General features: G+C 71.0%; 20 protein-coding genes and 1 pseudogene. 13 read left to right on the forward strand and 8 right to left on the reverse strand.

The genetic code is table 11. The annotated features are described in order from the left end of the window. The first annotated feature begins 57 nt into the window (after window positions 1-57). Window positions 58-1,797: an LCP family protein gene (locus RNB18_RS47340; protein ID WP_311720378.1), complete on the forward strand. Its 1,740-nt coding sequence runs from the start codon at window positions 58-60 to the stop codon at window positions 1,795-1,797. A 63-nt stretch (window positions 1,798-1,860) separates the two neighbouring features. Next, window positions 1,861-3,495: an LCP family protein gene (locus tag RNB18_RS47345; RefSeq protein ID WP_394817782.1), complete on the forward strand. Its 1,635-nt coding sequence runs from the start codon at window positions 1,861-1,863 to the stop codon at window positions 3,493-3,495. A 34-nt stretch (window positions 3,496-3,529) separates the two neighbouring features. Here RNB18_RS47345 and RNB18_RS47350 read toward each other — a convergent pair whose 3' ends face one another. Continuing rightward, the gene (locus RNB18_RS47350) at window positions 3,530-4,558 is read right to left on the reverse strand and encodes a glycosyltransferase family 2 protein (protein WP_311720379.1); all 1,029 of its coding nucleotides are present in this window, start codon (window positions 4,556-4,558) and stop codon (window positions 3,530-3,532) included. Between the two features lie 131 nt (window positions 4,559-4,689). Between RNB18_RS47350 and RNB18_RS47355 the strand changes: the two genes are divergently transcribed. Beyond that, a complete protein-coding gene (locus RNB18_RS47355) occupies window positions 4,690-6,150 on the forward strand; it encodes an LCP family protein (RefSeq protein ID WP_311720380.1) in 1,461 nt (486 codons plus the stop codon). A gap of 38 nt (window positions 6,151-6,188) precedes the next feature. Here RNB18_RS47355 and RNB18_RS47360 read toward each other — a convergent pair whose 3' ends face one another. Beyond that, window positions 6,189-6,746 carry an acyl-CoA thioesterase gene (locus tag RNB18_RS47360; protein ID WP_311720381.1) on the reverse strand — a complete coding sequence of 186 codons (558 nt, stop codon included), beginning with the start codon at window positions 6,744-6,746 and terminating at the stop codon, window positions 6,189-6,191. Between the two features lie 119 nt (window positions 6,747-6,865). On the opposite strand from RNB18_RS47360, the gene RNB18_RS47365 reads away from it, so the two are divergent. Beyond that, window positions 6,866-8,179 (forward strand): LCP family protein, encoded by a 1,314-nt coding sequence (locus tag RNB18_RS47365; protein WP_311720382.1) that lies wholly within the window; start codon window positions 6,866-6,868, stop codon window positions 8,177-8,179. Window positions 8,180-8,191: 12 nt separating this feature from the next. On the opposite strand, the gene RNB18_RS47370 is transcribed toward RNB18_RS47365, so the two are convergent. The 3 genes from RNB18_RS47370 to RNB18_RS47380 all read right to left on the reverse strand — a co-directional run bounded on the left by RNB18_RS47370 (window position 8,192) and on the right by RNB18_RS47380 (window position 10,868). Then, on the reverse strand, window positions 8,192-8,965 hold the full coding sequence (locus tag RNB18_RS47370; protein ID WP_311720429.1) for a class I SAM-dependent methyltransferase: 774 nt from the start codon (window positions 8,963-8,965) through the stop codon (window positions 8,192-8,194). 204 nt (window positions 8,966-9,169) lie between these two features. Next, the gene (locus RNB18_RS47375; protein ID WP_057611561.1) at window positions 9,170-9,532 is read right to left on the reverse strand and encodes a four-helix bundle copper-binding protein; all 363 of its coding nucleotides are present in this window, start codon (window positions 9,530-9,532) and stop codon (window positions 9,170-9,172) included. A 178-nt stretch (window positions 9,533-9,710) separates the two neighbouring features. After that, a complete protein-coding gene (locus tag RNB18_RS47380) occupies window positions 9,711-10,868 on the reverse strand; it encodes an acyl-CoA dehydrogenase (protein ID WP_311720383.1) in 1,158 nt (385 codons plus the stop codon). A 178-nt stretch (window positions 10,869-11,046) separates the two neighbouring features. Here RNB18_RS47380 and RNB18_RS47385 point away from each other — a divergent pair, with 178 nt between their 5' ends. The 6 genes from RNB18_RS47385 (at window position 11,047) to RNB18_RS47410 (ending at window position 16,920) form a co-directional block, all read left to right on the forward strand. Further along, window positions 11,047-12,390 (forward strand): UDP-glucose dehydrogenase family protein, encoded by a 1,344-nt coding sequence (locus RNB18_RS47385; protein ID WP_311720384.1) that lies wholly within the window; start codon window positions 11,047-11,049, stop codon window positions 12,388-12,390. 285 nt (window positions 12,391-12,675) lie between these two features. Then, complete coding sequence (locus RNB18_RS47390; protein WP_311720385.1) at window positions 12,676-13,314, forward strand: hypothetical protein; 639 nt, start codon at window positions 12,676-12,678, stop codon at window positions 13,312-13,314. Beyond that, entirely contained in the window at window positions 13,311-14,630 is a 1,320-nt protein-coding gene (locus RNB18_RS47395; RefSeq protein WP_311720386.1) for a copper resistance CopC/CopD family protein, read from the forward strand. Before RNB18_RS47390 ends, RNB18_RS47395 begins: the two co-directional genes overlap by 4 nt. Window positions 14,631-14,672: 42 nt before the next feature. Next, window positions 14,673-15,695, forward strand: coding sequence for a cupredoxin domain-containing protein (locus RNB18_RS47400; RefSeq protein WP_311720387.1), 1,023 nt, complete (start codon window positions 14,673-14,675; stop codon window positions 15,693-15,695). 65 nt (window positions 15,696-15,760) lie between these two features. Next, window positions 15,761-16,219: a YceI family protein gene (locus RNB18_RS47405; protein WP_311720388.1), complete on the forward strand. Its 459-nt coding sequence runs from the start codon at window positions 15,761-15,763 to the stop codon at window positions 16,217-16,219. After that, window positions 16,216-16,920, forward strand: coding sequence for a cupredoxin domain-containing protein (locus tag RNB18_RS47410; protein WP_311720389.1), 705 nt, complete (start codon window positions 16,216-16,218; stop codon window positions 16,918-16,920). Before RNB18_RS47405 ends, RNB18_RS47410 begins: the two co-directional genes overlap by 4 nt. Window positions 16,921-16,958: 38 nt before the next feature. Here the strand turns inward: RNB18_RS47410 and RNB18_RS47415 are convergent, their stop codons facing one another. Next, window positions 16,959-17,468, reverse strand: coding sequence for a CGNR zinc finger domain-containing protein (locus tag RNB18_RS47415; protein ID WP_311720390.1), 510 nt, complete (start codon window positions 17,466-17,468; stop codon window positions 16,959-16,961). A 117-nt stretch (window positions 17,469-17,585) separates the two neighbouring features. Between RNB18_RS47415 and RNB18_RS47420 the strand changes: the two genes are divergently transcribed. Continuing rightward, the gene (locus RNB18_RS47420) at window positions 17,586-17,945 is read left to right on the forward strand and encodes a VOC family protein (protein ID WP_069764055.1); all 360 of its coding nucleotides are present in this window, start codon (window positions 17,586-17,588) and stop codon (window positions 17,943-17,945) included. 28 nt (window positions 17,946-17,973) lie between these two features. Continuing rightward, window positions 17,974-18,357 (forward strand): VOC family protein, encoded by a 384-nt coding sequence (locus RNB18_RS47425; protein WP_057611570.1) that lies wholly within the window; start codon window positions 17,974-17,976, stop codon window positions 18,355-18,357. Window positions 18,358-18,545: 188 nt separating this feature from the next. On the opposite strand, the gene RNB18_RS47430 is transcribed toward RNB18_RS47425, so the two are convergent. Beyond that, entirely contained in the window at window positions 18,546-19,658 is a 1,113-nt protein-coding gene (locus tag RNB18_RS47430) for a dipeptidase (protein WP_311720391.1), read from the reverse strand. A gap of 178 nt (window positions 19,659-19,836) precedes the next feature. Between RNB18_RS47430 and RNB18_RS47435 the strand changes: the two are divergent. Further along, window positions 19,837-20,181 (forward strand): annotated as a pseudogene (locus RNB18_RS47435) (hypothetical protein); the annotation flags it as partial. Here RNB18_RS47435 and RNB18_RS47440 read toward each other — a convergent pair. Further along, complete coding sequence (locus RNB18_RS47440) at window positions 20,156-20,515, reverse strand: MerR family transcriptional regulator (RefSeq protein ID WP_057611572.1); 360 nt, start codon at window positions 20,513-20,515, stop codon at window positions 20,156-20,158. The pseudogene RNB18_RS47435 and the gene RNB18_RS47440 overlap by 26 nt on opposite strands. Window positions 20,516-20,569 lie beyond the last annotated feature (54 nt).

Consider the following 20,569-nt stretch of genomic DNA (forward strand, 5'->3'; position numbering starts at 1 on the left):
GATAGTGTGAGCGATCCAGCGATCGCCGCGTGGCCCTGACGGAGGATTCGGACAACCGTGGACGCACAAGGCCGTGGGCGGGCGGACGACGTCGACCCCGCAGACCAGTGGGTGCTCAATCCGAACACCGGTGAATACGAACTGCGACTGAGCCCTTCCGCACCGCAGTCGGGTATTCCCGTTCCGCGTAGAGCCGCGGCCGCGCCCTCGCCGAGCAGGACGGGCGCACCGGGCAGTCGTACGACCGCACCCGTGGCCCCCGGCCGGGACGTACCGCCGCCGCGCAGGCGCCGGGGCGCGCCGCCCGAGGAGCCGCTGCCGGGGCGGCGCGGACGGCGGCCGGTCAAGCAGAAGTCGAAGGCGAAGAAGGCCCTGCTGTGGACCGGCGGCACGATGGCGTTCGTCCTGGTCGCCGGTGCCACGACGGGCTACTTCTACCTCAAGCACCTTGAGGGCAATGTCGGCACGACCGACGTCGGCGACGCGGCCGCGAGCAGCTTCAGCAAGGACGAGGCCTTCAACATCCTCATCATCGGCACCGACAAGCGCACCGGTGAGGGCAACGAGGGCTACGGCGACGCGGGCAGCGTGGGCCACGCAGACACCAACATCCTGCTGCACGTCGCCAAGGACCGGACGAACGCGACCGCGCTCAGCATCCCGCGCGACCTGATCGTCGACATACCGGACTGCAAGACCAAGCAGGAGGACGGCACCGACACGGTCGTCGCGGGGCAGGACGGGGTCCGCTTCAACAGGAGCCTCGGCGAACGCGGCCGGGACGCGGGCTGCACGATGCGCACGGTCGAGGCGGCCACCGGCATCAAGCCCGACCACTTCGTGATGGCCGACTTCAACGCGGTGAAGACCCTGACCACGGCGGTGGACGGGGTCGAGGTCTGTGTGGAGAACGCCGTCAACGACAAGAAGTCGAAGCTCGTCCTGCCCGCGGGCACGTCGAAGGTGGAGGGCGAGCGGGCCCTTGCCTTCGTGCGCACCCGGCACGCCTTCGGCAACGAAGGAGACCTGGACCGGATCAAGGTGCAGCAGCAGTTCCTGGGCTCGCTGATGCGCAAGATGACCTCCGGCGACACCCTCACCAGCCCCGCCAAGCTGCTGAAGCTGGCGGAGGCCGCGACCAACGCGCTGACCGTGGACGAGGCGATCGGCAAGGTCGGCACGCTCAAGGACATCGCCCTGGAGCTGAAGAAGGTGCCGACGAAGAACATCAGCTTCATGACGATCCCGGTCAAGGACAATCCCGCCGAGACGGTCAAGGCCACGGTGGTCATCGAAGAGACGCAAGCCCCCGCCATTTTCGACGCGATCAAGAACGACGTCTCCTTCACCGAGGTCAAGAAGCAGGAGAAAAAGGAGAAGGCGGAGGTCGCGGCCCGGCTCAAGGGCACCAAGTCCGCCGCGTCCGACGTGCGCGTGCGCATCCTCAACGGCGGTGCGGCGGGGGGCAGCGCGCAGCAGCAGCTCGCCCACCTCCAGACCGAGGAGGGCGTGACCAAGTCCGAGAACGCGGGCAACGCCGAGGCGGCGCTTGCGAAGACGACCCTGGAGTACGCCCCCGACCAGGCCGACCAGGCGCGCCGGCTCGCGGAGATCATGGGGCTTTCCGGCGCGGCGATGAAGCCGGGCAAGAGCGTCACCAACGCGCAGGGCCTGCCGGCCATGACCCTCACCCTGGGCAAGGACTTCAAGGGCGCGGGCGTGAAGCTCAACTCCTCCACGGCGGCCGCACCGGGCGTGGACAAGTCCACGGCGGACAAGGCGCAGTGCGCGAGCTGAGGTCCCCCGAGGCAGGCCCCAGGTCTCACACAGGTTCGTAGGGCAACCTCACGGGCCCGTCGTATGTCTAAGACGTGCGGCGGGCCCGACGCATGGCGTGCGGGCCCGGTGGGGTGGGTGGGGAGGACGGAAACGTTGACAACGCAATACAGCGTGCAGGAAGTCGCGCCGGGGACCGACGCGGAATCCGGACGCGGCAGCCGTAGGGCGCCGCGCAAGCACCGGATGCTCAGATGGTCCGCGACGACGCTCGCGGTGCTGATACTCGCGGTGGCCGGGACCGGCTACCTCTACTACCGGCACCTGAACTCCAACATCGAGCAGGACGACCTGAACCTGGGCGACAACAAGGTCGCCGAGCCCACGCCGAACGCGGCGGGCCAGACCCCGCTGAACATCCTGATCATCGGTTCCGACGCGCGGGACAACGAGGAGAACCAGAAGCTGGGCGGCGCCAAGGAGACGTTCGGCTCCACTCCGCTCGCGGACGTGCAGATGCTGCTGCACCTGTCCGCAGACCGCAGCAACCTCTCGGTCGTCAGCATGCCGCGCGACACCCTCGTGAAGATCCCCAAGTGCACGGATCCGGACGACGGCAAGGTGTACGCGGCGAGCAACGGCCGGACGATGACCAACCAGAGCCTCGGCCACGGCGGCCCGGGCTGCACGGTGGCCACCTGGCAGGAGCTCACCGGTATCCACATCGACCACTTCATGATGGTCGACTTCTCGGGCGTGGTGTCCATGGCCGACGCCATCGGCGGGGTCCCGGTCTGCGTGGACGCCAACATCCTCTCGCGGGACAGCGAGGGCCACGGCTCCGGTCTGAAGCTGGAGAAGGGCACGCACCCGGTCAAGGGCGAGCAGGCCCTGCAGTGGCTGCGCACCCGCTACGGCTTCGAGGACGGCAGCGACCTGGCCCGCGCCAAGGCCCAGCACATGTATATGAACTCGATGGTCCGCGAGCTGCGCGCCAACGCCACCCTGAGCAGCCCGAACAAGCTGCGCAAGCTGGCCGAGCAGGCCACGAGCGCGATCACGGTCGACTCCGGTCTCGGCACCGTGAAGAAGCTCTACGACCTCAGCAACGAGCTGCGGAAGGTGGAGCCGGAGCGCATCACCATGACCACGATGCCCAACCGGTACGTGGGCGCCCGGGTGGAGCCCACCGAGGACGCCGAGAAGCTCTTCCGGCTGGTGCGCGAGGACATCGCGCTGGACGGCAAGGACGCGAAGCAGGCGATTGCCGAGAAGGCCGAGGCGGCCTCCGACGACCCGGCCGCCGCGAAGGACGAGATCGGGGTCCTGGTCCAGAACGGCACCCGCACCGACGCCCTGGCCGCGGCGAGCGGCCGCGCGAGCACGGTGGCGGGACTGCTGGTGGAGGAAGGCTACGACAAGGCGGTCTCCGACCGGACGGGGTCCCTGAGCGAGGCGACGACGCTCGTGCGCTACCCGAGCGCCGAACTGGAGGGCGACGCCCAGGCGGTCGCCAAGTCCCTGGGAATCCCCATGAGTTCGGTGAAGAAGTCGACGGATGTCTCCGGGGTCACCCTCGTCGTCGGTGCCGACTGGCGCGAGGGTACGACGTACAAGGCACCCAAGCAGGACGACACGACCCCGAAGACCGCGGAGGCCCTCAACGGCGCGGACGACACGGCCTGTATGCACGTGAACCCGGGCTTCACCTGGTCCTGACAGAAAGGCGCCCCTCGGGACGAGGGGCGCCTTTTCAGGCCTCGCTCAGCACCGCGGGCCGCCGCGAGGCGATGACCCGCCTGGCCAGCGAGCGCGGGCTGGTCAAAAAGCCGTAGCCCCAGCACATGTGCATGGTGGCGAGCGCCACGGGGATCTGGAGCCGCGCCTTCAGCGGGAGCCCCTTGCCCGCCGGCAGCGAGCCGAGGACGATCGCCGCGAGGTAGCCGCCGGGGACGACGAAGCCGAGCGGGGTCAGCGCGGCGCCGACCACGATTCCGGCCGCGATCGCGCACACCGCGGTCGGCGGGGCGAGGTAGCGCAGGTTGATGGAGCCCTCGTGGTAGCGGGCGACGACGTGCCGCCAGCGGCCGTAGTCCTTGTACTGCTTGGCGAGGGCCTTCACGCTCGGCCTCGGGCGGTACGACACCCTGAGCTCCGGCGAGAACCAGATCAGCCCGCCCGCCTCACCGATCCGGAAGTTGAGCTCCCAGTCCTGGGCGCGGATGAACTCCTCGTTGTAGCCGCCCTGTTGCTCCAGCGCCTCGCGCCGGAAGACACCGAGGTAGACGGTCTCGGCCGCCTGTGCCTCGCCACCGGTGTGGAAGGCCGCGTTGCCCACACCGATCTTCGAGGTCATCGCGGCGGCGACCGCGTGCTCCCAGTCGTTCTCGCCCTCGGCGTGCATGATGCCGCCGACGTTCTGCGCGCCGGTCTCCTCCAGGAGCCGTACGGCGGTCGCGATGTAGTTCGGCGAGAGCATGCCGTGCCCGTCGACGCGGACGACGATCGGGTGGCGGGAGGCCTTGATCGCGGCGTTGAGGGCGGCGGGAGTGCGGCCGGTGGGGTTCGGGACGGTGTGGACGCGGGAGTCCTCTGCCACGAGCTGAGCCGCGATCTCGTCCGTGCGGTCCTTGGACGGACCGAGGGCGATCACGACCTCCATCTCGCCGGCGTACTCCTGCGCGAGGATCGCTTGGACGGCTCCGCGCAGATGCCGTTCCTCGTCGAGGACGGGCATGATCACAGATACGGCGGGGAGCTGCACGTCGGGCTTGGCGTTCATAGGGGGCTCACGTTACCGCGAACGGGGGACACCGCCGCGCCCCGCCCGGGGCGGTGCCGGTCGTCGCAGATCGTATGGGCCTACGGTGCTCACGATCCCTCGTTCGGCTGCCCTCGCGGAGGTGTCCCCCCATGCCCAGCACGCCGCCCCGCCCCTCCGCCGCCCGCCCTCGCCGCCCGCAGCGCCGGCCCGCCCGGCCCCCCGTGCGACGCAAGCGGCCCCGTTGGGGCATGCGGGCGGCGACCACGCTGTCCGTCGTCGTGCTCGCCTCCGCCGGGATCGGACACGCGGTCGTCACCAGCCTCGACGCGGACATCGCGCGCGTGGACCCCTTCAAGGACATGAAGAACCGGCCGCGCGCCGGAGACGGCATGAACGTGCTGCTGGTCGGCACCGACGGCCGCGACAAGATCACCGAGGCCGACCGGCAGAAGTACCGGCTGGGCGGCGCCCCCTGCCACTGCACCGACACGATCATGATCGTGCACATCTCGGAGGACCGGGAGCGGGCGAGCGTGGTGAGCCTGCCGCGCGACTCCTACGCGATGACGCCCGAACACGTCGACGTGACCACGGGGGAACGCCACCAGGAGCACCCCGTCAAGATCAACGCGGCTTACGCGGAGGGCGGGCCCCAGCTGACGGTCCGGACCGTCGAGAACATGACCCATGTGAAGATCGACCACTATCTGGAGGTCGACTTCACCAGCTTCATGAAGACGGTGGACGTGCTCGGTGGCGTCGACATCTGCAACGCCGACCCGCTCAAGGACGCGTACACCGGCCTCGACCTCGCGGCCGGCCGGCACCGGCTGATGGGCGGGCAGGCACTGCAGTACGTCCGCTCCCGGCACGCCGACGGCTCCTCCGACCTCGGCCGGATGAAGCGGCAGCAGCGCTTCCTCGCGGCGCTGATCGACCGGGCGACCTCGTCCGGCATCCTCCTGAACCCGATGAGGTTCCGCGACGTGACCCGGGCCGTCCTCGGCTCCGTACGCGCCGACAAGGGCTTCGGCACGGACGAACTGCTCGGTCTGGGCCGGGCGATGCGGAACTTCTCCCCCTCCTCCTCGGAGTTCACGACCGTGCCGATCGGGCAGATGGGATACGTCGTCAAGGGCGTGGGGTCGACCTTGAAGTGGGACCCGGCGAAGTCGTCGCGGCTCTTCAAGTCCCTGCGCGAGGACCGGCCGCTGGCCGCGTACAAGCCGAAGAACAAGGCGCTGCTGGTCCCGGTGGCCCCGCAGCAGATCCGCGTCCAGGTCGAGAACGGCACGGCGGCGGGCGGACTCGGCAAGCGCGTGGACGCGGCGCTGGCGGCGACGGGGTTCCGTACGACGGGGTTCCCGGTGAACTCCGCCGACCGCACGCTGAAGCGCACGGTCGTCGCCTACGACCCCCGCTGGGACCGCTCCGCCCGCTCCCTGGCGGCGGCCCTGCCCGGCAGCGAGCTGCGGGCGGTGAAGGGCCAGGGGGCGGTGCTGAAGGTGATCGCGGGCGCGGACTTCGAGCGGGTGCGCAAGGTGCGGGCCGAGGACGAGCTCCAGGGGGAGTTCGGGGTGGTCACGGGGGACGAGGTGGGGTGCGTGTAGGCGGACCGCTGTTCGTGACCTCTCTCACGGGGGCGGCCTCAGTCCTCGAAGCCCTCCGCGGCCCGCTTCTCCCGCAGCTCCATGATCGCCCGGCGTCGCGCCAGGCGGTGGGTGCGGCGGATCTGGGCCTCCTGGTAGCGGCGCTCGTCCCGTTCCGTCTCCGGGAGCACCGGCGGGACCCTGCGCGGCTTGCCGTCGGCGTCCACGGCCGCGAAGACGAGGTAGGCGGAGCCGACCTGGGTGGCGGGCGTGGATTCGTTCCAGCGCTCGGCCAGGACCCGTACACCGACCTCCATCGAGGTGCGGCCGGTCCAGTTGACCTGGGCCTTCACATGGACGAGGTCACCCACCCTGACCGGCTCCAGGAACGCCATCTCGTCCATGGAGGCGGTGACCGCGGGCCCGCCGCTGTGCCGCCCGGCCACCGCGCCCGCCGCGTCGTCCACCAGCTTCATGATCACGCCGCCGTGCACGGTACCGAGGAGGTTGGTGTCGGCCTGGGTCATGATGTGGCTCAGCGTGGTGCGGGACGCCGAGGTGGGCTTGCCCGGGATCTCCGGAGTGCCCGGTTGCGGGACGGTGGCCTGGTCTGTCATGGCCTCCACCATATGCCGTGATGACAATCGCGGAATTTGTGTCAGCTTGGCAACAGCGCTGCCCTGATTTTCCGACGACCCTTGTATAGGGCACTGCCGGTACCTGCACACTGGGCCCCATGAACGATTGGCCCGAGGGACGGTCCGGCGACAACCGCGACCAGTACGGACGCGGCAGCGCGAGCGCACAGCCCGAGAGCGCCCGCGTGATGCGGCAGGTCCGCCGCGGTCAGGCGGCGCCCGGGCAGGGCCCGTACGGCCGTCAGGGCCCCTCCGCGCCGCCGTACGGCAACGGCGTACCCCAGCAGCCGTCGTACGTCGACGGCCAGGGCCACGGCGGTGGCTATGACAGCGGCTACAACACCGGCCAGGTCTACGGCGCCCCCGGCGGGGGCGGTGGCTACGGCGGCCCCGGCGAGCCGGGCGGCGGCGGCCGTGGTCCGCGGCCCGCGCCGAACTGGCGCAAGCGGATCAAGTGGACCGCGATCGTCGTGATCACCGGGCTGATCGTGACGACCGTCGCCACCTACTTCTGGGCCGACTCCAAGCTCAACCGCGAGGTCGACCTGTCCAAGGTCATCGACCGGCCGGAGCAGGGCGACGGCACCAACTACCTCATCGTCGGCTCCGACAGCCGCGCCGGGCTCTCCTCGGAGCAGAAGAAGCAGCTGCACACCGGCTCCGCCGCGGGCAAGCGCACCGACTCGATGATGATCCTGCACACCGGCAGCAACGGCGACACGCTGATCTCGCTGCCGCGTGACTCGGACGTGGAGATCCCGACCTTCGTGGGCTCCGAGTCCGGCAAGACCTACAAGGGCACCGGCCGGCACGTGAAGCTGAACGCCGCCTACGCCGAGGACGGCCCCGAACTGCTGGTGCGCACGGTCGAGTTCAACACCGGCCTGAAGATCGACCACTACGTCGAGATCGGCTTCGCCGGCTTCGCGAACATCGTGGACGCGGTCGGCGGGGTCGAGATCGACATCCCGAAGGGCGGCATGAAGGACACCAAGTCCGGTGCCGACTTCACGGCGGGCAAGCAGACCCTGAACGGCGACCAGGCCCTCGCCTTCGTCCGCACCCGGTACGCGCTCGCGGGCTCCGACCTGGACCGCACGAAGAACCAGCAGAAGTTCCTGAACGCGCTCGCCAACCAGGTCGCCACCCCGAGCACCATCCTGAACCCGTTCAAGCTCTACCCCACGATGGGCGCGGGCCTGGACTCGCTGATCGTCGACAAGGACATGGGCCTGTACGACCTGGGCAAGATGTTCTGGGCGATGAAGGGCGTCAACGGCGGTGACGGCACGTCCATGAACATGCCGATCTCCGGCTCCACGGGCGGCAACCTGCTGTGGGACAAGGCCAAGGTGAAGACCCTGGTCGACGAGCTGAAGAACGACGAGAAGGTCACGGTCTCGGGCAACTGAGGGCCAGGGTCCTCAAGCCCGCTGTCCCGAGCCGAGCAGCGCGATGTGCGGAAGGGCCAACTGCCCTTCCGCCACCGTGTGTTCGGCGCTCAGACGCTCGTACTCCCGCCGGATCCGTACGACGGTCTCCGGGGCCTGCGAGGTGACGATCAGTCCGATCGTGGCGACCCCGCCCACGGCAGCGCTCCACCACTCCTCGACGCCGGCGCGGTGCTCCCAGGTGAGTTCGGCCGCCTCCGCCTCGATGAATCCGGCCCCGCCGAGCAGTTCGGCGAGGCCGTCCTCCGTACGGGCCCAGTCCTGCGCCGGATCCAGCCGCGGGAGGTAGGCCGGCGGTACGGCCCCGCCCGCCTCGCAGGCCCGGCCCAGCAGGTCCTGTCCCGCGCCGCGCCGTGCGCTCCACGTCGTGAGGGCGATCCGGCCGCCGGGGCGCAGGAGGCGATGGAGTTCGGCGAGGGCGGCGCGGGGGCGGCCGACGTGGTTGAGGACGAAGTTGCCGACGACGGCATCGAACTCGCCGTCACGGTAAGGGAGTTCGGGCAGCACACCGGTGCGCGCGTCGAGTCCGCGGGCACGCGCCGCCGCCACCATTCCGGCGTCGGCGTCCACGGCACTCACCCGGGCACCGCGCTCGCGTGCCGCCACGGACGCCGTACCGGTGCCGGTCCCGACGTCGAGGACCCGCGTCCCCTCGCCGACTCCGGCCGCGTCGAGCAGGGCCCCCACCGGGTGGGCGCACAGCCGCGCGAAACTTCCGGCGTAGGCCTCGGTCCGCCCTTGCCACATGTCCCGCTCGGCGGCGTCGAAGGCTTCGGTGGCGTCCGTCGCCGGGGGCAGCGGCGGCGGCTGGAAGAGCCGGTCCGCGGGCCGTCCCCGCTCGTCCGTGTAGGGCGGCGTCGTGTTCTCGGGCGAGGTCATGTCCGGCAGTCTGCACCCCCGGTGATCAAGGGCACCCCAGCGGGTGCCCTTGATCCAGTCAGCCGGCAGGCGTCACATCGCCATCCCCGACATCGCTCGACAGGTCTGCACGCAGCGACGACACGCCTCCGCGCAGCGCATCATCTGGGCATCGTCCGGCATGGACATACACGCCTCGGCGCACATCTCGCACGCCTTGGCGCACATCGCGCACATCTCCGCCGACAGGGGCGAGCGCCGCATCATCATGTCCGCGCACATGCGGGTCATCTCGGCGCAGTCGATGAGCGCGCGCATGATCTGCATCTGCGCCTGGCCGCCCATCTGCATGCAGGAGCTCATGGTCTCCTCGCAGACACTGTGGCACTCCATGCACGCCGCCACGCAGTCCTGCATCTCCTTGCTCATCGTGGACATGCTCTCGGCCTGGGTCATGGCTCCTCCTGGGGGATGCGGGGACCCGGGGCGGGCCCCGTGCTCTTCCGTCCTACGCCCCTGTCTCGCGCGGCGCCATCGGGCGGACGCGAACAATCCACCCCGAAATGCCCCAGCCGTGGTACGACAAAAGCCCCCGGAACGCCTCCGGGGGCTCGGTCGTCGCCGGTCGGACCGGCTACGGCAGGTTGCGCGCCATGACGATCCGCTGGACCTGATTCGTGCCTTCATATATCTGCGTGATCTTCGCGTCGCGCATCATGCGCTCCACCGGGTAGTCCCGGGTGTAGCCGTACCCGCCCAGCAGCTGGACCGCGTCCGTGGTGACCTCCATCGCCACGTCCGAGGCGAAGCACTTGGCGGCGGCGCCCTGGAAGGTGAGGTCCTTGTCGCCGCGTTCGGACTTCGCCGCCGCCTGGTACGTCAGGGCGCGGGCCGCCTCGATCTTCATGGCCATGTCGGCGAGCATGAACTGGATGCCCTGGAAGTCGGCGATGGCCTTGCCGAACTGCTTGCGCTCCTGGACGTAGCCCTTGGCGTAGTCGAGGGCGCCCTGGGCGACGCCGAGGGCCTGGGCGGCGATGGTGATGCGGGTGTGGTCCAGGGTCTTCATCGCGGTGGCGAAGCCGGTGCCCTCGTCGCCGATCATGCGGTCGGCGGGGATGCGGACGTTGTCGAGGTAGACCTCGCGGGTCGGGGAGCCCTTGATGCCGAGCTTCTTCTCCGGGGCGCCGAAGGAGACGCCCTCGTCGGACTTCTCGACGACGAACGCGGAGATTCCCTTGGAGCGCTTGGTCGGGTCCGTGACCGCCATGACCGTGTAGTACTCGGACTCGCCCGCGTTGGTGATCCAGCGCTTCACGCCGTTGAGGATCCAGTGGTCGCCGTCGCGGACCGCCTTGGTCTTCATGCCGGCCGCGTCGGAGCCGGCGTCCGGCTCGGAGAGGGCGTACGAGAACATCGCGTCGCCCTTGGCGAGCGGACCGAGGTACTTCTTCTTCAGGTCCTCGGAGCCGGAGAGGATCACCGGGAGCGAGCCCAGCTTGTTCACCGCCGGGATGAGGGAGGAGGACACGCAGGCGCGCGCGACCTCCTCGATCACGATCACCGTGGCCAGGGCGTCGGCGCCCGCGCCGCCGTACTCCTCGGGGACGTGCACGGCGTGCAGGTCGTTGGCTACCAGCGCGTCCAGCGCCTCGCGCGGGAAGCGGGCCTCCTCGTCGACCGCGGCGGCGTAGGGCGCGATCTTCGCCTCCGCCAGCGAGCGGATGGCGTCCCGGAGCATGTCGTGCTCCTCGGACGGGCGGTACAGGTCGAAGTCAGCCGATCCGGCCAAGGTCTCTCACGCTCCAAGGACGCTGCAATGCCTGTGCTAATTACCGTTAAGTAACTCAAATTTTAGGGCCCGGCCCACGGGAGTGATACGTGAGCTTGGCGACAGCGGGAAAAATGCCCGCCAGACCCTCCGACTATGCTCGGGCGCGCACTGGCCCGTCCCCCTTTCTGGAGTCTCCATGGCCCTCAAGATCACCGTGATCGGCACCGGCTACCTCGGCGCCACCCACGCCGCGGCCATGGCCGAGCTCGGTTTCGAGGTGCTGGGGCTCGATGTGGTGCCCGAGAAGATCGAGAAGCTGGAGCGGGGCGAGGCCCCGATGTACGAGCCCGGCCTCGACGAACTGCTGCGCAAGCACGTCGTCGGGATCGAGGGTTCCACCGGGCGCCTCCGCTTCACCATGGACTGGGCCGAGGTCGCCGCCTTCGGTGACGTCCACTTCGTCTGCGTGACGACCCCGCAGAAGCACGGCGAGTACGCCTGCGACATGTCGTACGTCGACTCCGCGATCGCCTCCCTCGCCCCGCACCTGACCCGCCCGGCCCTCGTCGTCGGCAAGTCGACGGTGCCCGTCGGTTCCGCCGACCGGCTGGCCCGCTACCTGGCCGACCACTCCCCCGCGGGTGCCGGTGCCGAGCTGGCCTGGAACCCGGAGTTCCTGCGCGAGGGCTTCGCGGTGGACGACACGCTGCACCCCGACCGGATCGTCGTCGGGGTGCGCAGCGAGCGTGCGGAGAAGCTGCTGCGCGAGGTGTACGCGACTCCGCTCGGCGAGGGCACGCCGTTCGTGGTGACCGACTTCCCGACCGCCGAGCTGGTGAAGACGTCCGCGAACTCCTTCCTGGCGACCAAGATCTCGTTCATCAACGCGATGGCGGAGGTGTGCGAGGCCGCGGACGGCGATGTGGCGAAGCTGGCGGAGGCCATCGGCTACGACGACCGGATCGGGAAGAAGTTCTTGCGGGCCGGGATCGGTTTCGGCGGCGGCTGTCTGCCGAAGGACATCCGGGCCTTCATGGCCCGTGCGGGTGAGCTCGGCGCCGACCAGGCGCTGACCTTCCTGCGCGAGATCGACTCGATCAACATGCGCCAGCGCGGCCAGATGGTGGAACTGGCCCGGCAGATACTGGGCGGCGGGCCGTTCCTCGGCAAGCGCGTCGCGGTGCTCGGCGCCACCTTCAAGCCCGACTCGGACGACGTCCGGGACTCGCCCGCGCTGAACGTCGCCGGGCAGATACACCTCCAGGGCGGCCAGGTCACGGTCTACGACCCGAAGGGCATGGACAACGCCCGCCGCCTCTTCCCGACCCTCGGCTACGCCGACACCGCCGTGGACGCGGTCCGGGGCGCCGACGTCGTACTCCACCTCACGGAGTGGCGGGAGTTCCGCGAACTGGATCCGGCGGCCCTCGGCGAGGTGGCGGCTGCAAAGGTCGTCCTGGACGGCCGCAACGCGCTGGACCCGGTGCTGTGGCGGAAGGCCGGGTGGACTTACCGGGCGATGGGGCGGCCGACCGCCTGACCCCGGAGACAGGTCGTACAGGGCCCCGGCGTGTTCCAGCGCCGGGGCCCTGCCGTGCGCCGACCCGGCATATGCCAGCCCTCCCCGGAATCCTCAACACGAGTTCGATTTGCATTCGAGCACGGTGCGGAATCGACCGTTCTCACAGACCACACCCCCGTGGTGGAGAGGTAGGCAACCATCGGTTAACCGGTGCGTAGTGATGCGGAATCCACGCTCCACTCCACTGTTCGTCATCGGCCGCGTTCTCCGGTCGGATTGAGCTGAGCATGTCAGGAGTGAGTCATGCCCTTGTTCCGCAGGGCGACGGGTGTCCCTCCGCGTGACCACCGCGACGAACTGGTCGCCGGGGCGCTCGTCGGCACCGTGGTGATCGTGCTGGGCTATGCGTCGGGCATCGGCGCCCCCGCCTCCGGCGCGGCCGAGGCCGCTCCCCCAGTCACCCCGCCCGCGGCCACGGCACCGGCGACGACCTCCCCGGGGGCCGGTCAAGCCCCGGTGGGCTCCGGGGAGTTGCCGTCGTACGGCGGAGTCGGCGGGGGCCTCGGATACGGCGGCGGGTACGGCACCGGCGGCGGGGGCGTGGTGACCGGGACCGTCCCCATCGGCTCCGGTGGCGGCCAGGGCGGCGGGCACGCCGGCCACGGGACCACGCCGGTCCCGGGCACCGGCTCCCCCACGCCCACGCCCACCACCCCCACGCCCTCCCCCTCGGGCACGGACAGCTGCACGGACGGCGAGGTCAAGCTCGTACAGCCGCTGCTCGTCGGGGTCACCGACTCCGTCCTCGGCCTCCTGGACGGCCCGGCGGCGACCCCCTCCCCGTCGCCGACCTCCTCCCCCTGCGTCGGGCTCGCCCCCGCCGCCGGCCTCCTCGGCGGCATCCTCGCCCCCGCCTCCCCGCAGCCGGAGGCGACCCCGTGAGGACCCTGCGCCGGACCCTGCTCCTCCTCGCCGCCCTGCTCTGCGCCCTGTTCGGCGCGGTCCAACCCGCCTCCGCTCACACCGGGTTGGTGAGCTCCTCCCCCAAGGACGGGGCCGACCTGGCGAAGGCCCCCGACCGGCTCACCCTCACCTTCGACGAGGCCGTCGACCTGGCCGACGTGCGGGTGCTGACGGTGGACGGAGACCGGCTGCCGGTGTCGGGTACGGCGAAGAAGAGTGTCGTGCGGGTCGCTCTCAACAGCCCGGCGGACGGGAGGTTCGCCGTCGTCTGGTCCGTCGTGGACGAGGAGGACGGGCACGCCTCCTCCGGCCGGATCGCCTTCACCGCCGGCACGGCCGCCACGAAGACCGACGGCGACGATGCCCCGGCTGCCGCTCCCGCACCGTCCCCCTCGGTGCGCAAGGGCCTCGTCGCCGTCCGCTGGGCCGGATACCTCGCGCTGGCCCTGTTCGTCGGCGGGCTCGCGTTCGTCGCGCTGCTGTGGCCGGGCGGCACCCACGAACCGCGGGCCCGGGCGCTGCTGGGGCTCGCCTGGACAGGCGGGCTGCTCGCGACCGTGGCGGCCGTCGGGCTCCAGGGCGCCTACACCTCCTTCGGCGGGCTGCGGGACGCGCTGCGCCCGGCGACCTACGCGGACATCCTGGCCACCGAACCCGGCATCGTGCTCGCCGCACGGGGGCTGATGTGGGTGCTCGCGGCCGTGGTGCTCAGCGCGCTGCTCCAGGGCGGCGCGGCCACCTCCCGCTCGCCGGGCTGGCGGGTGGGCGCCCTCGCCGTGACCTTCGGGCTGCTGCGCACGACCGGCATGACGGGCCACAACTCCGAGGGCACCGAGCCCACTTGGGGTGCCGTCGCCGACTTCGTGCACCTGCTCGGGGCCGCGCTGTGGATCGGCGGGCTCGCCATGCTCGCGCTGGCCGTGCTGCCCCGCCGCCAAGCCGGGGAGCTGGCGCGGGTCGTGCCGGGCTACTCGAAGCTCGCGGCCGTGAGCGTCACAGGCATCGTCGGCGCCGGGCTGGTGCTCGCCTGGCAGGTGGTGGGGTCGTACGGCGCCCTGCTGCACACCTCGTACGGGCATCTGCTGCTCGTCAAGACAGCCGTCCTCGGGGGCGTCCTGGTGGCCGCGTACGCGAGCCGCCAGTGGGTACGCACCCGCCTCGATCTCGCCGTGCTGCTGCGCGGCGACGCCGCCACCGTGCGGCCCTTCGGTTACTCGGTCGCGGTCGAGACGGGGCTGGTCCTCGTCGTCCTCGTCGTGACGAGTCTGCTGGTCACGGCCGATCCTGGCCGCTGAACTCCATGGGAAACAACTCCCTGGGAAACAATAGGAGTTGAAGTGAAAAGAAGCGATGAGACCGGCGAGCGGCGGCTCCAGCCGCCGACGGCCAAGGCCGGTAGGTCCGGGGGCCGGTCCCTGCTGTTCGTGGGGCTCGGTGCGGCACTCGCGGCCGTGCTCAGCCTCGGACTGCTGAACGCGGCCTCGGGTTCCACCAGTTCCTCGCAGCAGACCGCGGGCGCGGCTCAGGCGCCCGCTGCCGCCGCTGCCGAGGTCCAGCCCGCCGCGGCCGCCAAGGCGGACTACCAGGTCGACATCATGAGCTACAAGTTCGGCGACGGTAAGCAGCTCGTCGTCGAGGCCGGCCAGACCGTCCAGTGGACCAACCACGACAGCGCACCGCACACGGTGACCACGACCAAGGCCCCGGTGGCCTTCGACTCGGGGACGCTGAAGCAGGGACAGTCGTGGTCGTACACCTTCACCAAGGTGGGGACGTACGAGTACTACTGCGCGGTGCACCCGGACATGGTGTCGTCCGTGAAGGTCGTCGCCGCGTCCGGTGGCGGCGGTGGCGGTACGACGCCCACGCCCACCCCGACCGCGACGCCGACCGGCACGCCCACGGCCACTCCGACGGCCACCCCCACCTCGACGCCGCCCGCCGGCACGCCCACCGCGACTCCGACGGCCACGCCGACCTCCGGTGGCGGTTCCGGCTCCGGCGAGCAGTGCGCCAGCATCAACAACGAGCTGCTGCCGATCCTCCAGCACCTCTACGCGGCGCACCTGTCGGAGTCGCCGGGCCAGCAGGTACAGGACGCGCTGGCGCTCGACTCGTACCTCAAGATGCACACCGTGTGGATCGAGTCCATCCTCAAGCCGGCCGTCAGTGACGGTGGTTCGGTGGCCGACGACACCCTCACCGTGCTGCTCCAGCACATCTACTCGGCACACCTGGAGGAATCGCTCGGACAGCAGGTCACCGACCTGCTCGACGTCGACGGCTACGTGAAGATGCACACCGTCTGGGCCGGGCACATGCTCCAGCCCACCACGGACTTCCTCACCGCCAGCTGCTGACGCGTCCACGACCCATTCTCCACACCCCCGCCACATTTCGGGAACCGCTTTCCAAGGAGTTCGGGATGACAACCGTCACCCTGCCCACCGTTCCTCCGCCCCAGCGCTACACCGTGGCCCCCGGCCGCTCGCTCGCCGAACTCACCGCCTGGTACGGACCGTTGCCGCTGCGGCGACGGCGGGTACCGCTCGCCGAGGCGTCCATGGAGAAGTCCCCGGACGCCGAGCAGCCCGCCTTTCGCTTCTCGTTCGACGACCGTGAACTGCGGGCCGTCCTCACCTCCGAGCGGGTCGACGCCGTGCCCGGCGACCGTCTCCAGCTCACCGGCGACCTCGACCTGAACGGCGTCGCCTTCCCCGTCCTGCTGCGGCTGCGGGTGGTCGAGCGGGCCGAGGACCGGTTGCTCGTCGTGGGCGCGGCCAAGCTGCCGTACCGGCTGCTGCGCCGGGCCACCGGGTTCCGGCTGCCGTGGCGGCTTCCGGCCACGCGCCTCAGGCTGCTCGTCGCGGCGGAGTTCGCATGAGGGGGGTACTGCGGGCCGCGGCGGTGCTCGCGCTGCTCGTCGTGGGGATGCTGCCGTACGGTCACGAGGCGTCGGCGGCGACATTCCAGGTGGCGATGAAGGGGTACGCGTTCTCGCCGGCGTCTTTGAGTGTGCCCGCCGGGTCCACGGTGACGTGGACCAACTACGACACGGCGCCGCACGACGTGAAGACCACCTCCGGCCCGCTCGCGATCCACTCCCCCATGCTGAACAAGGGCGAGAGCTGGAGCTTCACGTTCACCACGGCCGGTGCCTACGGCTACGTCTGCACGGTCCACCCGGACATGACGGCGGGCATCACGGTCCGGGCGGCGGCTCCGGCGCCCACCCCGGCGGCACCGACGCGGCACGAGCACACGCAGCCGTCCACGGGTCAGGAACAGCACTCGACGATGCCGGGCATGACGACGAGCCGCAGCCCCGCGGCGACCCGAGCCGGCTCGTCGCCCTCACCCACGGCGTCCCAGGCGGCCGTACCGCAGACGGCGCCGTCGCCGCAGGCCCCGCAGGCGGCGCAGGCAGCGCCGGCCGCGACCCAGGCTGCCGCGTCCACGGCCCGGCCGCTGGATCCGCTGCTGGTCCTGGCCGGTCTGGTCGCGGGGGTCGCGGTGTTGTGCCTGCTTCTGGTGGGGTCGCGGGCCGCGGCTTCGGCTCCGCGGGGAGGAGAGGAGGGCGTGTAGGTCGGGGTGCGGCACCGTCGTGGCCGCACCCGCACCTTCTAGGACGCCGCCTTCCCCCGGTACCTCCGCATCTTCGCCCGTGCGCCGCACACCTGCATGGAGCACCAGCGCCCCCGGCCCGCCGGGCTGCGGTCGTAGTACGCCCAGTGGCAGTCCGCCGCCTCGCAGGCCTTCAGCCGCATCCAGGTGCCGGCGATCAGGGACTCCGCGACGGCGGCGGCGACACGGGAGAGGAGCGGACGGGGGTCGGCGGGGGCGAGGGCGGCCGAGCCGTCCGACGCGGCCACCGTCAGGACCAGGGGCGCCGCCGCCAGCAATTCCCCCAGCGGTGTCACCGCGCGATGGGCCGGATGCCCCGCATGGGCCAGCAGAGCGACCCGCAGCGACTCCCGCAGCTCGCGCGCCTCCTCGACCCCGCCCTCGGCGATCCCGAAGCGCGTCCGTCCCTCCGCCGTGTCCAGCGAATCGGCACCCGACTCCAGATCCACCGTGTTGACCAGGGCCTGGACCAGGTCCAGCCCCCCGGGCGCGGGCGATCGTTCACTCATGGCTGCACGCTACCTAGCTGTTGAATCCCCTTGCGAGGTTACCTCCAATGCGGGAGCATGCAGTAACGGTTACTGGTTACCCGGCTCTACAGGTAACACCGCTTCAAGGAGGAAGCCATGGCCATCGCCGAACTCGGAGTCGTCGTACTGGACTGTCCGGACCCCCGCGCGCTCGCCGGTTTCTACGCCGGTGTCCTCGGCGGCAGCGTCGAGGGCGAGGGGGACTGGGTGGACCTCAGGACCCCCGGCGGACCGTCGCTGGCCTTCCAGGCCGCCCCCGGTTTCGTACCGCCGAAGTGGCCCGCCCCCGACGCCTCGCAGCAGTTCCATCTGGACCTGACCGTCGAGGACCTGGACGCGGCCGAGAAGGAGGTGCTGGCGCTCGGGGCGAAGCCGTTGGACGCCGAGGACCGCTCCCGCACCTTCCGTGTGTACGCGGACCCGGCGGGGCACCCGTTCTGTCTCTGCGCCTGCTGAACCGCCGGTCGAACCAGGAGGATCCCTCGTGACTGTCGCACGCTTCCGTTCCGTCGTGATCGACTGCCCCGACCCCCGCGCGCTCGCCCGTTTCTACGCCGGGATCGTGGGCGGCACCCCGGAGGACGACGACCCCGAGTGGGTGGTCCTGCGCGTCCCCGGCGGCCCCCGGCTGGCCTTCCAGAGCGCACCGGGGCTCACCCCGCCGGAGTGGCCGCGGGCGGACCGCAACTCCCAGCAGTTCCACCTCGACTTCGACGGCGGGACCACCTGGGAGGAGATCGACGCGGCCGAGGCCCGGGTGCTGGAGCTGGGTGGACGGCCGCTGCACGCGGAGGACAAGGAGGACTTCCGGGTGTACGCGGACCCGGCGGGACACCCCTTCTGCCTCTGCCGGATCGACCCGGTGTAGCGCTGCCGGTCGTCCGTCGAGCTCGGCGATTCCGCCGCTGCCCGCTATCCGTCGACCTCGGCGATCTTCGCGGTGGACGGCTCGCGCCGCTGCTGCGCCGCCCGCGCGGTGAAGTCGGGCGCCGTCGGCCCAACCGCCCAGCCCGGCCATGCCGCCTCCGCCGGAGCGGCCCGGTGTGGCGCCGCCGGCTATCCGTCGAGCTCGGCGATCTTCGCCGTGGACGGCTCGCGCCGTAGCTGCGCCGCCCTCGCGGTGAAGTCGGACTCGCGCAGCACCCGCTGGACGTTGCCCCAGGTCAGCAGCGCGAGGTCGGCCTCCTCCCAGCCGCGGCGCAGCAGCTCGGCGACGAGATGGGGGTAGCAGGCGGCGTCGTCGAGCTCCTGGGGGTGGGCGATGCCGGCGTCGTAGGTGCCGGACAGACCCACGCACTCGGCGCCGGCGACCGCGCGCAGATGGTCGAGGTGGTCGGCGACCTCCCGGACCGTCGGGCCGGTCTGCTCGGCGGTCAGCGGCACCATGCACAGGCCCCGGGCGGCGCCCAGCTCGGCGAGCAGGTCGTCGGGAAGGTTGGCCGGGTGGGGCCGCAGGGCGCGGGCGGCGGAGCGGGTGAAGAGCACGGGCGCCTTGGCCACCGCCAGGGTCCGCCGGACGGTGGCCTCGGAGGCGCCGGAGAGGTCGGCGAGGACTCCGAGCCGGTTCATCTCGCGCAGCACCTCCTCGCCGAAGCGCGTGAGCCCCGCCTCGCTCGCCCAGGACACCTCGGACAGGGTGAGGACGCGCAGGCCGAGGGTGTGCAGGGAGCGCAGGATGCCGAGCGAGTCGCCGAGGGCGGCGGCTCCGGCGGGGCCGAGCAGGACGGCGACGCGGCCGCAGTTGCGGGCGTCGGTGGTCTGTCCGGCGGTGCAGGCCAGACGCAGCCCCTCCGGGTGATTCCGTACGACCGTCTTCACCAGGTCCAGCTGTTCCAGGGTGGCGCCGACGGCACGGTCCCCGTCGAGCCCCTCGGGCAGGTGCAGCGACCACATCAGGGCGCCGACGTGGCCCTCCCTGAGCCTGGGCACATCCGTGTCCACGGCGCTCTCGCCGACCTCCAGGTCGAACCAGGGCAGGTGTCTCAGGGCCCCGGGCAGTCCGCTGTAGCCGTCGGCGACGGGGTGTGCGGCGAGGATCGCGCGGGCACGGTCCAGGGGCTCGCTGTCCGGGTCGGAGACGGGGGTGTACAGCTCCGGCACAGCCTCGAAGAGCCGGGGCAGCTCTCCCACCTCGGCCGTGGGGTGCCGTTCGTCCTGGAGGTCTGCCATGACGGGCTCCGTACGTCGTGATCTTCCTCATCGCCGTACGGCCACCGTCGCACGGAGCGCGGGGGGCTTCCTGGTGGGCGGGGCGTTCGGGGGTTGGGAACTGCTGCTGGTGTATTGAGCAGGAGTGACTTCTGGTGAGTGTGAGTGCGCGCCTGGGGCGCCGTGCGGTGGCTGGGGGCGGTTTATCTCCCGGCACGATGCGGCAAGCATCGCGATCGGGCGACGCGCCCTCGGACACCCGATCAGGCGACGGACGACACCGCCCCCGCCCCACCAGAGTGATGGTGCGGGGCATCGGACCGTCCAGGCCCGACCGGAGATTCGTCGACGCGCGGAAACCCGCCCCCGTATCCCCGGACCACGGACACGCTCCGTGTCACCGGACACGGAGCGAAAGCGGGCGACCAGGACATCCAACACCGTTCGGGATGTCCGCAGTGACCAGATATGGGTCCAAGGCCCACTCCTGCTCACTGATGAGGAACGGTACGGCGGTGTCAGGTGCCGCGTGCCGCCTCGATGACGTCGTCGAGGGTGTCCCGGGACCGCTTCAGATCGGCGATCATCCGGTCGATACGGGCGCGCTCCTCGGTGAGGTCGGCGACCAGGCGCGGGGTGGCGGTCGCGGACGGCCCGCCGTCCTGGTCGCGCATGCACGGCAGCAGCTGCCGGATCCTGTCGCTGTGCAGCCCGGCGGCGTACAGCTCCTGGATCCGCACGACCCGGTCCACGGCCGCCTCCGGGTAGTCACGGTGCCCGCCGGGCGTGCGGTCGGCCGCCAGCAGCCCCTGGGTCTCGTAGTAGCGCAGCGACCGCTCGCTCACGTTCGTCCGCCCCGCCAGTTCACCGATCCGCACGGACAGCCACCCCCAGGACTTGAATCTGACATCAGTGTCAGGTTCTAGCGTACG

This window comes from Streptomyces doebereineriae, assembly GCF_031845645.1.
Classification (GTDB): domain Bacteria; phylum Actinomycetota; class Actinomycetes; order Streptomycetales; family Streptomycetaceae; genus Streptomyces; species Streptomyces canus.